Here is a 14,686-nt window from a genome sequence, read left to right as displayed (position 1 = left end):
CGCCGCTTACGCCTGGACGGCGCGCAGATTCGGACCCGACTGCGCACGCAGCGCGCCGATGAAGTCCTGCAGCGGAATCGGACGGTAGTAGAGGTAGCCCTGCATGGTCAGGCAGCCATTGGAACGCAGGTAGCGCGCCTGCTCCTCGGTTTCCACGCCTTCGGCGATCAGGTTCAGGCCCAGGCCGCGCGCGATCGAGATGATCGCCAGGATGACCGGGTAGTGCCCGTTCTCCTCGTGGATCTCCTTGACGAAGCTTTGATCGATCTTGACGGTGTGGATCGGGAAGCGGTGCAGGTAGGAGAGCGACGAATAGCCGGTGCCGAAGTCGTCGATCGCGATCGACACGCCCAGCTGGCACAGCTTGTTCAACTGGTCGATCGCATACTGCGGATTGCGGATGCAGATGTTCTCGGTGATCTCCACTTCGATCTGGCCCGGCGCGATCCCGTAGCGCACCAGGGCGCCGCGCATCTTCTCGAAGAAGTCGCCGCGGTCCAGGTATTGCGGGGACAGGTTGAGCGACAGGCGCACGTTGCCGCCGCCGACCGCCTTCCACTGCAGCATGTCGCGGCACAGGGCGCCGATCATCCAGTCGGAGATCGGCAGCATCAGGCCGTTCTCTTCGGCAAAGGGCAGGAACTCGCCGGCCGACAGCAGGCCGCGGGTCGGGTGGTTCCAGCGCATCAACGCCTCGGCGCCGGTGATGCGGCCGGTGGTGGCGTCGATCTGCGGCTGGTAGTACATCTCCAGCTCGTCCTGGTCCAGCGCGCGGCGCAGCGCCTGCTCCAGCGCGATCTTCTGGTGCGACACGTCGAGCATCGAGGTGTGGTAGAAGCTGTGGCCGTTCTTGCCCAGGGCTTTCACCTGGTACATCGCGATGTCGGCGTGGCGCAGCAGCTCGTCGATCGATTCGCCGTCGCTCGGGTAGATCGCGATGCCGATCGAGGCCGAGATGTGCACTTCGTGGCCGTCCAGGTCGAAGGGTTCCTGCAGGGTCTCCAGGAACTTGTCGGCGATGACGCGGGCGTCGTCGCGGTCGCGCAGCTCGGGCAGCACGATGGTGAATTCGTCGCCGCCCTGGCGCGCCAGGGTGTCGCCCTTGCGCAGGCAGCCTTTCAGGCGGCGCGCGGCCTGCTGCAGCAGTTCGTCGCCTTTCACGTGGCCGAGGGTGTCGTTGACCAGCTTGAAGCGGTCCAGGTCGATGAACATCACCGCGAGCTCGGTCTGCTTGCGCTTGGCCTGGATCACGGCCAGGCCGAGGCGGTCCTTGAACAGGATGCGGTTCGGCAGGTCGGTCAGGATGTCGTGGTAGGCCTGGTAGGAGATCACCTCCTCCGCACGCTTGCGGTCGGTGATGTCGCGCGCCACGCCATAGGTGCCGAAGAACTCGAGCTTCTTCACTTCCTGGTCGGGCACGTGCATGCCGATCGCGTTGAGCGAGATCGTCATCAGGGTGTTGTTGAAGGTGCGGTCGTGGCCATTGCCGCCGCGGCACTTCAGGCGCAGTTCGACGTTGCGCGAAGCGCGTTCGTCGACGCGGCGCTCGTTGAACACGTAGCGCGCGCGCTCCAGGTCTTCCTCGTGCACCAGGATCGAGTAGTGCTGGCCGATCAGCTCTTCGCGGGTGTAGCCCAGCAGCTGGTAGGCGCGGTCGTTGACGAAGGTGAAGCGGCCCTCGTGGTTCAGGGTATAGATGATGTCCGGCGACGAGTCCACCAGGTAGCGGTACATCTTCTCGGACGCCTCGAGCTGGTGCGTGATGCGCTCATTGTCGGACGCCAGGCGGCGCTGCTGGAGCGCGTTGGCGACCGTGGTCAGGAGCTCTTCGCGGCTGTAGGGCTTGCGCAGGTAGTCGTAGGCGCCGCGCTTGAGGGCGCCGATCGCCGCGTCGATGCCGACTTCGCCGCTCATCACGATCACGTGGGCGTCGATGCCCTTCTCGTTGATGAAGTCCATGATGTCGTGGCCGCCGATGTCGGGCAGGCGCAGGTCGAGCAGGACCAGGTCGAAGCGCTGGCGCGACAGCTGGGCCAGCGCTTCGCTGCCGGAGGACGCCGTGACCAGGCGGTAGCCGCGTCCCTGGAGCAGCTCATGGAGCGAGGACAGCAGGCGCGGTTCGTCGTCGACCAGCAGCAGGCGTGGCAGGCTGTCGGTTCCCAGTGTATCCGAGATCGGAGCGGGTTCGCCGGAATACATGGTGGCGGGGTTCGCGTTCATGGTGGATTAATCGAGCCGAACTAAGCGGAACCGAGCGCGCGCGCCGGCGGCAGGGCGACCGCCGTGCCGGCGCCGGACCACGCCGGCAGGAGGATTTCAAAAGCGGTGCCGGTGCGGCCGCTGCGGCAGGCGATGTGGCCGCCCAGCTTCTTGACCAGGCTGTGCACGATCGACAGGCCCAGGCCATGGTGGGCGCCGTCCTTGGTGCTCTTCACGGGCGAGAACAGGTTGGCCAGCACCTCGCGCGACAGGCCGGGGCCGTCGTCGCTGACCACCAGCTCGATGTAGAGCTGGCGCTCGCGGTTGACGTGGCCACGGTTCAGGATCTCGACCCGGCCGCCGGCGCCGCTGAGGGCCTCGACCGCGTTCTTGACCAGGTTGACCAGGATTTGCTTCAGCACGTCGGCGTCGCCCTCGATGCGGCTCGCGTCCTCGTGCATGTGCGACACGATCTCGACCGAGGCCGGCACGAAGCCGCTGGAGCGGAACAGGCGCAGCACGTCGTCAACCACCTTGGCCACGTCGGTGGCGCGCGGGCCGGCGTCGAGCGGCTTGAGCTCGGCCAGGCTGCCGATCAGCTGGCCGACGCGGTCGATCTCTTCGTTCAGGATCGACAACTCGCCGCCCACCGGTTCCTGGCGCGCCAGTTTGCTGTCCAGCACACTCAGGTAGTTCTTGATGATCGACAGCGGGTTGTTCACCTCGTGCACCACGCGGCGCGAGGCCTCGCGGTATTCCTCGGCGACGTTGGCCAGCTGGCGGCGCGCATGGCCGCGTTCCGACAGCAGGTTTTCAAGGGCGGTGGCGGCCTGGGCGCCGAAGGCCTGCATGAAGCGTTCGCGGCGCTGGCAATGCGGCAGCTGCCAGGCGCCCACGCCGCCGATCAGGACCCCCAGGCAACGCGCGCCCGCCACCAGCGGCAGGCAGACCAGGCTGTCGGTGCCAAGCATGCGCAGCAGCTGTTCCTCGGCCATGCCTATCGGCTGGCGCTCGCGCTGGACAAAGGCCGGGCGGCGCTCGAGGGCGCTCTTGGCCACCGGGCCGCCCTTGGCGAGCGGCACGGCGAATTCGGCGATGCGCTGGCTGCCCGCCGTCGGCGCGCCCACCAGGGCGTGGCCGGTCGGATTCTCGAGCAGGACGACGGCGTTCTCGAAATCGAAGAGGATGCGCGCGGTGCGCGTCATCGCTTCCAGCAGGCCGCTCTCTCCCTGCTGGCGCGCCAGGGTCTGGCCGACTTCGGACACCAGCACCATGTTGCGCACTTCCTCGGACAGGCGCTGCTGCACCGGGTCGACCGGCGGCGGCGCATAGGCGGGCGGCGCGGGAATCTCGTCGGCGCCGGCCAGGTCGATGCCGAGATGGGCGGCGGCCTTGTCGACCTGGCGCGCGGCGCCATCCAGCAGCTGCAGGGCCTGGGCCGCATCCAGGTTGCACAGCGCGGCGGCTTCGATCACGGCGGCCTGGTCGTCGGCATGGCTGGCCAGCACATGGGCCAGGCGCACGGCGCGGATCAGGGGGTGGGCCGATTCCAGGCGGTCGCTCGGCTCGTGGTGATAGAGCACCGCGTCGGCCAGGAAGGAATCGAGCTGCCAGCGTTCGATCAGCCAGGCGCCCGCTTCGGCGTGGGTGATCTGCAGGGTGCGCTGCTCCACCGCGCACAGGTCTTCGTCGTCGCGCGCGGTGAAGTTGAAACCGTATTCCTTGGGCGCGGTGGCGAGCAGGGCCAGGCGACCGACGTTGTGCAGCAGGCCGGCCAGGTAGGCTTCCTCATGGTGCGGGTAGTCGATCGCGCGCGCGGCCTCGCGCGCCAGCACGGCGGCGGTCAGCGAGGTCTTCCAGAAGGCGCGCAGGTCGATGCTGCCCGAATGCGGGAAACTGTTAAAGGTCTGGAATACCGAGTCGCTGATGACCAGGGTCTTGATCATGTCCGTGCCGAGCGAGACCAGGGACTGCTCGAGGTTCACGGTGCGGCCGTTGCGGTGGTAGGCCGAGCTGTTGGCGACGGCCAGCAGCTTGCCGGTCATGCCGGCGTCCTTCGAGATCAAGGCGGCGAGCTCCGGCATCCCCAGGTCGTCCGCCTGGAGGTGCTCGATCAGCTTGACGAGGATCTGCGGCATTGCCGGCAGACGGGCAATCAGCAAACGATTGCGGATATCCTGGTCCGATTGGTGCATGTTGTCAAACACGGCCGCCACTTGTGAAGGTTGGGAAGTGGCTGCCCGACGTGCCTGAAAACGGGTTGCCACAAGATCTAGCCTTTTCATCCATCGAACAGGCGGGGTTGTGGCCTGTTGTTCCGCGGATGTAAAAAACTTATCTTAGCATATATACATTTCTGATCAGGAACAATAGTTTCAGGAAAAACTGTTGCCTATCGGTCGTTCTGATAGTAACAGAGCAACAAAAATTGTTCACAGTCTTGAAATATTATTACGGTTTGTATGCATACATGAAATATTGTTTCACTTGCAATGTAAAAGTGTTGCGTTAACGAAAAAAGCCGGGGTGACGCCCCGGCCTCGTGACACGCCCTTGACTTCTAGGGCAACTGGGCAAGCAGACGCCTGGCATGTTCCTCGTCAGGGAAACTCCCTTTACCGGCCAGCAGGGTTTCGAGCAGCTTGCGCGCGCCCGCCCCATCGCCCGATTTCGACATCGCCACGGCCAGGTGATAAGCAGTGGCGCGCGCCTGCGGCGCCAGCGCATGCGCCTTCTTGAGCATGGCCAGGCCGCGCGCCAGCTCGCCTTCCTCGACCAGGATCCACGCCAGGGTGTCCATGACCGCGGGCTGGTCGCCGGCCAGGGCGACGGCCTTCTCGGCGAACTGGCGGGCGCGTGGATCCTTCATGCGCTGGTAGGCCAGGGCCAGGTTATTCAGGGCCGCGACCTGGCGCGGATCCTTCGCCAGTATCTCTTCGAACTGGGCGGCCGCCTGGGCGTACTGCTTTTCGCGCAGCAGGCTTTCGGCCCGGTACAGCTGGACCCGCTGGTCGCCGGGGTGCTCGCGCAGCCACTGCGCCAGTTGCGCAGCCGCCTGTTCGGGCTTGCCCGCCTGGCGCAAGGCATGGCTGATCTTGATGGTCAGCTCCGCGTTCGGCGTGAACGCGTACGCACGCCGGTAGGCGTCGAGCGCGCGCGCGGCCTGCTGCCGGGCCATCAGGATATCGCCTTCGAGCTGATAGCCCGCCGAGGCGCGCGGATGCTTGCGCTGCATGCGCTCGGCCGTCATCAGGGCCAGCTCGTGCTGTCCCTTGCGTACCTGCAGCTCGGCCAGGGCCAGTTGCGCAGCGGGGAAGTCGGGCTGGATCGCCAGCACGTCCTTCAAGCTGCTCTCGGCCGCGATGTCCTGCTTGAGCAGCAACTCCAGCGCCGCCACCTGCATGCGCGCCTGCGCGGAACGCGGCAAGGCGGCCGCAAGCGACTTGTAGGTGCTGAGGGCGGCTTCCGCCTGCCCATTCGCCAGCTGGCCCTTGCCGAGCAGGTCGAGCAGGTCGGTGTTTTCCGGATGCGCCACCATGAGCTTGCCGGTCAGGTCGAGCGCCTTCTGGGTCTGCCCGGTGCGCAGGTATTGCGTGACCAGGCCGACCGACAGCCTCAGCTCGCTGGATGCGGCGGCGGCCTTTTCCAGCCAGCCGGTGGCCTCCTGCGGCTTGCCCGCGCGGTCGGCCAGGATGGCGAGGGCCGTCAAGGCTTCGACGTGGTTCTTGTTCTTTTCCAAGAAGGCATGCAAGTGCGCGCGCGCCGCCCCGGCGTCGCCGCCGCCCAGCGCCATCTCGGCCAGGTGGGCCGCCGCGGGATAGTAGTCCGGCTGCAGCGCCAGCGCGCGTTCGAACTGTTCGCGCGCCTTGGCTTGCGCCCCCATGGCCTGGTGGACGCTGCCTTTCAGGTCGGCCACGACGGCGTTGCGCGCGTGCGCGCGCTCCATTTTTTCCACCGAGGCCAGCGCCTGGTCGTAGCGCTTCAGGTTCATCTCCGCCCTGACCAGGGCGACGCCGGCATCGACGGCGCCGCGGTCCAGCTCCGTGGCGGCGCGCAGGTCGGCGATCGCATTGTCCAGCTCGCCCATGCCGAGCTTGCTCAGGCCCAGCGAGGTGCGCAGCTCCGCCGAGCCTGGCGCCAACGCACTGGCCTGCTGGAAGAGTTCGGCGGCCTTGCGGAAGTCGCGCGTCTGCAGATGGCTCTCGCCTGCCAGCGCCATCAATTGGACGTCCTTGCCGCCCGCCTCGAGCGCAGGCGCCAGCAGGTCCATCGCGCTGCCGGCCTGCCCGCTGCGCAGCAGGGAAGCCGCCAGCAGCTTGAGTGCATAGGCGTTGCCCGGATCGTGCTTCAGGTACTCGCGCAGGTGGCTCTCGGCCTGGTAGGGCGAGTTCAGGCGCAGGCTGATGGCCCCGGCCAGCAGCATGCTCGGCGCATGGTTGGGGGCGACGCGGAGCAGGTGCTGTACCGACTCCCTGGCTTGCTGATACTTCCCCTGCGAGAAATACAGCAGGGCCTGGGTATAGGAAAGCAGGATGCTCTTGGGCGCCAGTTTGCGCACGGCGTCCAGGTCTTTCTGCGCCTGCTCGTACTGGCCCAGCACGATCTCCAGGTCGGCCTTGAGGATATAGGCGTAACGCTGGCCTGGGTTGAGCGAGAGGACGCGCTGGTAGACGCGCATGGCTTCATCGCTGCGTCCCGTGCTGCGCAAGAGCTCAGCCTGGAACAGCAGGGCCGAGGTATTCGTGGGCTGGGCCTCGAGCGCGCGGGCGGACAGCGCCGCCCCTTCGTCCGCATGACCTGTGCGCAAGGCCAGGCGTCCGAGCCCGAGCATGGCGGACACGGTGCCGGGCGCGGCCTGCAAGACCGCCTCATACACTTGCCTAGCCTCGTCCAGCCTGCCGAGGCCGCACAGGGCATCGGCGCGCGCAACCAGCAGCTCCGGGTTGCGCCCGGCCGCCGCCGCTTGCGTCTCATCCAGGGCTTTCTGGTACTGCGCCTGCAGTACCAGGGACTGCGCCAGCACCGGCATCCCGGTGGCGGCCGGGTAGCCCAGCTTGAGCGCTGCGCGGATTTCCTTCTCCGCGCTTTCGGATTCGCCACTGTCGAGATAGACCTTGGCCAGCTGGAAGCGTGTCTGCGCATCCGCGGGCTCGGCCTGGATGGCGTTCTTGAGCAGGATGATGGCTGCGCTGTATTCGCCGCGCTGCTGGTATTGCGTTGCTTTGCTGCGCAGTTCGGGCACCGGCGGCTGCTTCGCGTGCAGCCACAGGGCGACGGACAGGGCGGCGGCGCCAAGGACGGCGGCGCCGCCCAGCAGGTGCTTGGTGGACCAGGTGCGACGCGGTGAGTGTTGTTCGACCATCGGATTCTCGACGAAATTATTGCTATGGATTATGATTCGTTGCTTAATTGTCAGTCAATCTGTCGAGAACTTTTACATCGGCAACTGTTGTTTCCTGCGCGAAGTTTGCAAGCCATTGATTTATAATAATAATTTCCTAATGGCATGATCCGTGCTTCGCAGGCCCTACTCGTCCATTATTACATGTCTCCCATGAAAAAATTGCTTGCCCATTCCATGACCGGCCTCGCGCTGCTCGCCGCACAGGCCGCGCACGCCGGCGACATCGGCGACTCGGCGGTCAATGGCTACTGGGGCGGCAACGACCACGGGAGCGGCGACGTCATCGGCGGCAGCCTGTACGACATCCAGGGCGCCCACATCTCCCGCGTCGGGGATGTGCTGACCATCGTCATTTCGACCAATTTCGCCGGCCACGCGGGCGCCTCGCCCAGCTCGGCCCCGGGCGGCATCGGCTATGGCGACGTGTTCCTCGCGCAAAAGTGGAACCCTTTCGGCACCGACGTCCACCACGCCAAGGACAATGCGGCGAACGGCACCCTATGGGAATACGGCTTCAGCCTGGACAACCGCTTCAGCAACACCGGCGGCACCTTCAAGCTGTATGAACTGAACGGCACCACCAATGCCCAGAACATCAAGAATACCGAATCCTACATGAGCTGCAGGAACGGGGTCGACTGCACCTACCGCGAAGGCCAGGCGACCGGGGTCAAGACCGCTTCGTCGACCGTGCGCAACACCGGCCTGGTCGGCACCTGGAAAGTGCTGGCCGACCAGTCGCTGACCTTCAGCATCAACGTCGCCAAGAGCGACCTGGCGCAGTATTCGACCATGGCCCTGCACTGGGGCGAGACCTGCCAGAACGACGTCATCGAAGGCATGACCTCGCTCAGCCGCGAGGTACCGCTGCCGGGATCGCTGCCGCTGCTCGCCCTGGGACTGGGCGCGATGGCCGTCATCCGCCGCAAGCAGCAAGCCCAGCAGTAATCCCCGCTTCCCTCGTCCTCCTTTAGCGCCCCGCCCCGCTCCTGCCCATCTTGAGCAGCCGGCGGCGGTAGCGGCGCGCCGTCACCCAGAACGCCAGCGACAGCAGCGCGAATCCGGCCTGTCCCAGGGCCAGCGCCAGCACCGAATGCGACAGCAGCGGCGCCACCACCCCCGCCACGATCGCGCCCAGCAGGGTCGACACGAAAGACTGGCACGAGGCCACGGTGCCGCGGATGTGCGGGAACAGGTCGAGCGCCAGCAAGGTGGCGCCGGGCGCGATGATCGAGCTGCCGAAGGTGAAGAAGAACATCGGCGCTACGGTCCAGGGCAGCGCGGGGGGCAGGAACACGTGGTAGGTCACGTTGAACGCGATCGCGCCCAGCATGAAGAAGAATCCGATGCGGATCTGGCGCGCGAAGTCCAGTTTGCCCGCCAGCCGGTTGGCGGCCAGCGCGCCCAGGAAGATCCCGCTCACGGTCGGCACGAACAGCCAGGCGAATTCCGACGGCCCCAGGCCGAGGCTCTCGGGCAGCATCACCGGCGCGGCCGCGATGTACAGGAACAGGCCGGCGAAGTTCAGCGCCGTGACGCCCGCCTTCATGTGGAACAGGAAGGACGAGAAGATCGCTCCATAGCTCTCGGCCAGGAAGCGCGGGTTGAAGGGCTGGCGCTTCTCCATCGGCATGGTCTCGGGCAGGTGGCGCCAGCAGAACCAGCCCAGCACCACGGTGTAGGCGCACAGCGCCAGGAAGATCGCGCGCCAGTCGAACCAGGTGACGATCCAGCCGCCCAGCACCGGCGCGATGGCCGGTGCGATCGAGAAGATCATGGTCACCATCGACAGCAGGCGCGCCGCGGCGGTGTCGGAATACAGGTCGCGGATGATGGCGCGCCCCACCACCACGCCGGCCCCCGCCGACACCCCCTGCATGATGCGGAACACCCACAGGTAATGGACCGAGGACGCGGCCGCGCAGCCGAAGGTGCCGATGCCGAACACCACCAGCGCCACCAGGATCACGTTGCGTCGTCCAAAGGCGTCGGACAGCGCGCCATGCCACAGCACCATGCCGGCGAAGGCCAGCATGTAGGCGGTCAGGGTCTGCTGGACTTCGATCGGGGTGGCGTGCAGCTCGGCGCGGATCTGCGGGAAGGCCGGCAGGTAGGCGTCGATCGAGAACGGCCCCAGCATCGACAGGGCCGCCAGCAGGGTCGCCAGGCCGCCGGCCGACAGCATCGCGATCTTGTGGGGCTTGGGCAGGGGGACCGGTATGATGGGGTCCTTGGGAAGATCGGGCGGTTCGGTCGGCGGCAGCATCGTCAATCCTTATTCCTGCTTCGGTTTGGCTTCTTCCCTGCGGTTGAAACCGGCCACCATGTCGAAGCGGAACAGGCGGCATTCGAGCGCGCCGTTGAAGAACGGCGTCTTGCGCGATTCCTTCAGGCGCAGCATCTTGGGCAGGCCCAGGTCGGCCGTGAACAGGCAGGCGGTCCAGCCGGCGAAGCGCTGCTTGAGGGTGGTGCCCAGGGCCGCGTAGAAGGCCACGGCCATTTCGTCCTGCGGCATGGTGGAGTCGCCGCGCACGCCGATCCGCTCGCCGTAGGGCGGGTTGGTCAGCAGGATGCCCGGCTGCTCGGTGGGCGGGGTCACGTGCTGGGCCTCGATCTGCTTGAGCGGCACCTCGAACAGGATGCCGGCCACCTTCAGGTTATGGCGCGTCATGGCCACCATGTCGCCCGAGATGTCGGAACCGAAGATGGTCGGTTCGCTCGGCAGCGGGTTCGGCTTGATCGCGGCCTTCATGTCCTGCCAGGCCTGGCGGTTGAAGTCGCGGAATTTTTCGAAGGCGAAGCGGCGCCGCGCGCCGGGTGGGATCCCCTGCAGCATCTGGGCGGCTTCGACCAGGATGGTGCCGGAACCGCACATCGGGTCGAACAGCGGCACGCCCGGCTTCCAGCCCGACACGCGCAGCATACCCGCTGCCAGGTTCTCGCGCAGCGGCGCGTCGCCGGTCTCCTCGCGCCAGCCGCGCTTGAACAGCGCTTCGCCCGAGGTGTCGAGGTAGATGATGAAGTTGCGCTGGTCGAGGAAGCCGACGATGCGCATGTCCGGTTCGCGGGTATTGACCGACGGGCGCTTGTTGAACTGGTCGCGGAAGCGGTCGCAGATGGCGTCCTTGATCTTCAGCGTGGTGAATTCCAGGCTCTTCAGCGGCGACTTGACGGCGGTGACGTCGACGCGGATGGTGTGCTCGGTGCCGAACCAGTCTTCCCAGGGCTGCTCGAGCACCAGGTCGTAGATGTCGTTCTCGTTGTTGTAGCTGCGCTGGCTAATCCTCATGAGGACACGGGAGGCAATGCGCGAGTGCAGGTTGACCAGGTAAGCGTCCGTCAGGGAACCGGAGCAGTGCACGCCGCCAGGGACCTGGTTGTGCACCTTCAGGGTGGTGCTGAGCTGGGCGATCTCGCCCAGTTCGTCGGCAAGCGCCGCTTCCATGCCGCGCGGGCATGGGCAGAAATATGAGGCCATGAGGGGTACCCTTTGTCCGTTGAAAAACTATTGAGATAACGCGTCAGCAGCTCTTGCCGATGACGCTGCAACTTCTTCACTGCAACTTCTTATTACCGCTAACTGTAAAACCGTCATCCCCGCGAAGGCGGGGACCCAAGTTTGCTCGCGTCCCCGTAGCTCATGCATAAGCCAACATGACACAACGAACTTGGGTCCCCGCCTTCGCGGGGATGACGTTTACAAGGCGGTGGTGCTAATGGCGCTCATTCCTTTCAGAACGGCTTCACCACCACCAGAATCACAATCGCCAGCAACAACAGCACCGGCACTTCATTGAAGTACCTGTACCACTTGTGGCTGCGCGCATTCACCCCGCGTTCGAACTTTTTCAGCAGCGAACCGCAGGCATGATGGTAGCCGATCGTCACGATCACCAGCGCCAGCTTCGCATGCAGCCAGCCGCCCTTGATGCCGTAGCCCAGCCACAGCCACAGGCCCAGCACCAGCGCCGGCACCATCAGGATCGTGGTGAAGCGGTACAGCCTGCGCCCCATGCCCAGCAGCCGTTCGAGCGCCGCCGGATTGCTCTCCTGCGCCAGGTTGACGAAGATGCGCGGCAGGTAGAACAGCCCGGCGAACCAGGACGCGATGAAGACGATGTGCAGGGCCTTGATCCAGAGGTACATGCGCTTCCTTGTTGTTATTGACGTATTTCGCCGTGGCCGAACACGACGTACTTCAGCGAGGTCAGTCCTTCCAGTCCCACCGGGCCGCGCGCGTGCAGCTTGTCGTTCGAGATGCCGATCTCGGCGCCCAGGCCGTATTCGAAGCCGTCCGCGAAGCGGGTCGAGGCGTTCACCATCACCGAGGCCGAATCGACTTCCTTCAGGAAGCGCATCGCCCCGCTGAAGTCCTCGGTGATGATGGCGTCGGTGTGCTTGGACGAATAGGTGTTGATGTGGTCGATCGCCTCGTCGATGCCGGCGACGATCTTCACCGCCAGGATCGGGGCCAGGTATTCGGTGCTCCAGTCTTCATCCGTCGCGGCGACGAGATGCGGATAGCCCGCCAGGATCGCGAAGCTTTCCGGATCGGCGCGCAGCTCGACCTCTTTGGTCTGGTACAGCTGCGCGAGGCGCGGCAGCACGGCCGGGGCGATCTCGCGCGACACCAGCAGGGTTTCCATGGTGTTGCAGGTGCCGTAGCGGTGGCACTTGGCGTTGAAGGCGACCGGCAGGGCTTTCTCGAGGTCGGCCTTGGCGTCGATGTAGACGTGGCAGATGCCGTCCAGGTGCTTGATCATCGGGACCGTGGACTCTTCCATCAGGCGCGCGATCAGGCCCTTGCCGCCGCGCGGGACGATCACGTCGACGTACTGCGGCATGGTGATCAGGGCGCCGACGGCGGCGCGGTCCGTGGTGTCGACCACCTGCACCGCCTCGAGCGGCAGGCCGGCCTCCTGCAGGCCTTCGGCCACCAGCTTCGCCAGCGCGCGGTTGCAGTGGATGGCTTCCGAGCCGCCGCGCAGGATGGCCGCGTTGCCGCTCTTGATGCACAGGCCGGCCGCGTCGACCGTCACGTTCGGGCGGGCTTCGTAGATGATGCCGATCACGCCCAGCGGCACGCGCATCTGGCCCACCTGGATGCCGGTCGGACGCACCTTCATGTTCGAGATTTCGCCGATCGGGTCGGGCAGCTCGGCGATCTGGCGCAGGCCGGTGACCATGGTGGCGATGGCGGCGCTTGAGAGGGCCAGGCGGTCCAGCATGGCCGGGGCCAGGCCGCTGGCGCGGGCGGCGTCCATGTCCTGCCCGTTGGCGCTGCGCAGGGCGTCCGCTTCGCGTTCGATCGCCTCGGCGATCAGGAGCAGCGCGCGGTTGCGGGTGGCGCCGTCGGCGCGCGCCATGGCGCGCGAGGCGGTCCGGGCCTGGCGGCCGAGGGTGTGCATGTGTGCGGTGATGTCCATCGTGTCGTCCAATTGCAAAGTTGGTATGCGGAGGTGGTGCGGTCGTGCATGCGTGCGTTGGACGCGTCGGCGGGGGACTCGCCGACCCTACGGTAGGGTTGGCGGCTCTGCCGCCGACGCGCTTACCGCGCCACCTTCAATGCCAGCTGCAACATGGCATCCCACGCGTCGCCCGCGAACTGCTTCGCGCGCAGGCCCTTGACCATCCGGTCGACCTGCGCCGCGTCCTGCAGCGCCGCCTCGAGCGTGCCGAGCGACACGCGGCGCAGCGCCGGTTCCATCATCCGCTCGCGCGGTCCCCAGATCCGGTATTCCTTCAGCAGCGCGCCCAGCGGCCGCCCCTGGCTCATCCCGGTCTTCAATTTTAGCAGCGTGCGGATTTCTTCACTGACCGCCCACAAAACCAGCGGCAGCGCCTCGCCCTCGCCCCTCAATCCTTCCAGCATGCGCGCCAGACGCGCCGGGTCGCCCATCAGCATCGCTTCGGACAGCTTGAACACGTCGTAGCGCGCCACGTTCAGCACGGCGTCCTGCACCTGCTCGAAACTCAGCTTGCCCGGCTCGTACAGCAGGCCGAGCTTCTGGATTTCCTGGTGCGCCGCCAGCAGGTTGCCCTCCACGCGGTCGGCGATGAAGTCCAGGCTCTGGCGCTCGGCGCTCTGTCCCTGGCTCGACAGGCGCATGCCGATCCAGCCGGGCAGCTGCGCCCTTTCCACGTTCGGGATCTCGATGTAGACCGCGGCCTGCTGCAGCGCCGTCACCCACGAGGCCTTGGCGGTCTGCCAGTCCAGCTTGGGCAGGGTGATCAGGGTCAGGTTGTCGGGGCTGAGGTCCTTGGCGTAGCTTTGCAGGGCGGCGCTGCCGTCCTTGCCCGGCTTGCCGCCCGGGATGCGCAGCTCGATCAGCTTCTTGTCGCCGAACAGGGACAAGGCCTGGTTGGCCGCCAGCAGTTCGCCCCACTTGAAGCTGCGCTCGACCGTGAGCACATCGCGTTCGGTATAGCCTTGCGCGCGCGCGCTCTTGCGGATCCGGTCGGCCGCTTCCAGCGCGAGTAGGTGCTCGTCGCTGGTGATCACATACAGCGGCGCCAGTCCCTTGGACAGGTGGCCGTCGAGCGCCTCGAGCCGCAACTGCATTCGCTTTTCCTCAGGCTACCGGCTTGATCGCGGCCAGGCGGCGCAGGATCTGCTGCACCAGGTCGGTCTGCATGTCGCGGTACAGCAGCGCTTCTTCCGATTCCTTGGCCAGCACTTGGCCTTCGTCGAAGGCGATGTTGCGGCGCAGGGTGATCTCGGTCGGGGCCAGCAGCTCGCGGTTGTTGGCGTCGCGCACCCGGAACACCAGGGTATAGCTCAGCGTGTACTCGCGCACCCGGCCCAGGCTGTTCAGCGACAGGATCGCCTTGCCGCGCGACTCGGACAGCACGTCGAACAAGGCCTGGGCCTTGGACGCGTCCGACTCGATGCGCACGGTTTCGGCCGCGCGCAGGTTGCGCTTGAGCTCAGTGCCCAGCGGCGAAGCCTCCGGGAAGGCCAGCCAGATGCTCTGGAACGGCAGGTTGTACTGGCCGTTCGAACCGCGCAGCTGGAAGCCGCAGCCCGCGAGGACCGCCGCCGCCAGCACCACACTTACCAGGGTCTTGAGTGCGCGCATTCGC

General features: G+C 66.2%; 10 protein-coding genes. 1 reads left to right on the top strand and 9 read right to left on the bottom strand.

The features are described from left to right. Positions 1–6: 6 nt before the first annotated feature. From KBW98_RS13685 to prsT, 3 genes are all read right to left on the bottom strand, one after another. Positions 7–2,220, bottom strand: coding sequence for a bifunctional diguanylate cyclase/phosphodiesterase (locus KBW98_RS13685; protein ID WP_211520701.1), 2,214 nt, complete (start codon positions 2,218–2,220; stop codon positions 7–9). 20 nt (positions 2,221–2,240) lie between these two features. Then, positions 2,241–4,394, bottom strand: a complete 2,154-nt coding sequence (locus KBW98_RS13680; protein ID WP_211520700.1) for an HDOD domain-containing protein — start codon at positions 4,392–4,394, stop codon at positions 2,241–2,243. Between the two features lie 365 nt (positions 4,395–4,759). Beyond that, on the bottom strand, positions 4,760–7,561 hold the full coding sequence (gene prsT, locus KBW98_RS13675; RefSeq protein ID WP_211520699.1) for an XrtA/PEP-CTERM system TPR-repeat protein PrsT: 2,802 nt from the start codon (positions 7,559–7,561) through the stop codon (positions 4,760–4,762). Positions 7,562–7,753: 192 nt separating this feature from the next. Here prsT and KBW98_RS13670 point away from each other — a divergent pair, with 192 nt between their 5' ends. Beyond that, on the top strand, positions 7,754–8,551 hold the full coding sequence (locus tag KBW98_RS13670) for a VPLPA-CTERM sorting domain-containing protein (protein ID WP_211520698.1): 798 nt from the start codon (positions 7,754–7,756) through the stop codon (positions 8,549–8,551). A 22-nt stretch (positions 8,552–8,573) separates the two neighbouring features. Here KBW98_RS13670 and KBW98_RS13665 read toward each other — a convergent pair whose 3' ends face one another. The 6 genes from KBW98_RS13665 to lptE all read right to left on the bottom strand — a co-directional run bounded on the left by KBW98_RS13665 (position 8,574) and on the right by lptE (position 14,682). After that, entirely contained in the window at positions 8,574–9,869 is a 1,296-nt protein-coding gene (locus KBW98_RS13665) for a multidrug effflux MFS transporter (RefSeq protein ID WP_211520697.1), read from the bottom strand. Positions 9,870–9,878: 9 nt separating this feature from the next. After that, positions 9,879–11,081 carry a class I SAM-dependent RNA methyltransferase gene (locus KBW98_RS13660; RefSeq protein ID WP_373888946.1) on the bottom strand — a complete coding sequence of 401 codons (1,203 nt, stop codon included), beginning with the start codon at positions 11,079–11,081 and terminating at the stop codon, positions 9,879–9,881. Between the two features lie 254 nt (positions 11,082–11,335). Further along, on the bottom strand, positions 11,336–11,749 hold the full coding sequence (locus KBW98_RS13655; RefSeq protein ID WP_211520696.1) for a CopD family protein: 414 nt from the start codon (positions 11,747–11,749) through the stop codon (positions 11,336–11,338). A gap of 14 nt (positions 11,750–11,763) precedes the next feature. Next, positions 11,764–13,029 carry a glutamate-5-semialdehyde dehydrogenase gene (locus KBW98_RS13650; RefSeq protein WP_211520695.1) on the bottom strand — a complete coding sequence of 422 codons (1,266 nt, stop codon included), beginning with the start codon at positions 13,027–13,029 and terminating at the stop codon, positions 11,764–11,766. A gap of 122 nt (positions 13,030–13,151) precedes the next feature. Beyond that, positions 13,152–14,165: a DNA polymerase III subunit delta gene (holA, locus tag KBW98_RS13645; RefSeq protein WP_211520694.1), complete on the bottom strand. Its 1,014-nt coding sequence runs from the start codon at positions 14,163–14,165 to the stop codon at positions 13,152–13,154. A 10-nt stretch (positions 14,166–14,175) separates the two neighbouring features. Then, positions 14,176–14,682, bottom strand: coding sequence for an LPS assembly lipoprotein LptE (gene lptE / locus KBW98_RS13640; protein ID WP_211520693.1), 507 nt, complete (start codon positions 14,680–14,682; stop codon positions 14,176–14,178). Positions 14,683–14,686: the final 4 nt, after the last annotated feature.

Origin of the sequence: Massilia sp. ST3, from assembly GCF_018119405.1 — a bacterium.
GTDB lineage: Bacteria > Pseudomonadota > Gammaproteobacteria > Burkholderiales > Burkholderiaceae_D > Telluria.
The sequence above is the reverse complement of the archived record's forward strand: the minus strand, read 5'-3'. Positions and strand labels throughout refer to the sequence as shown.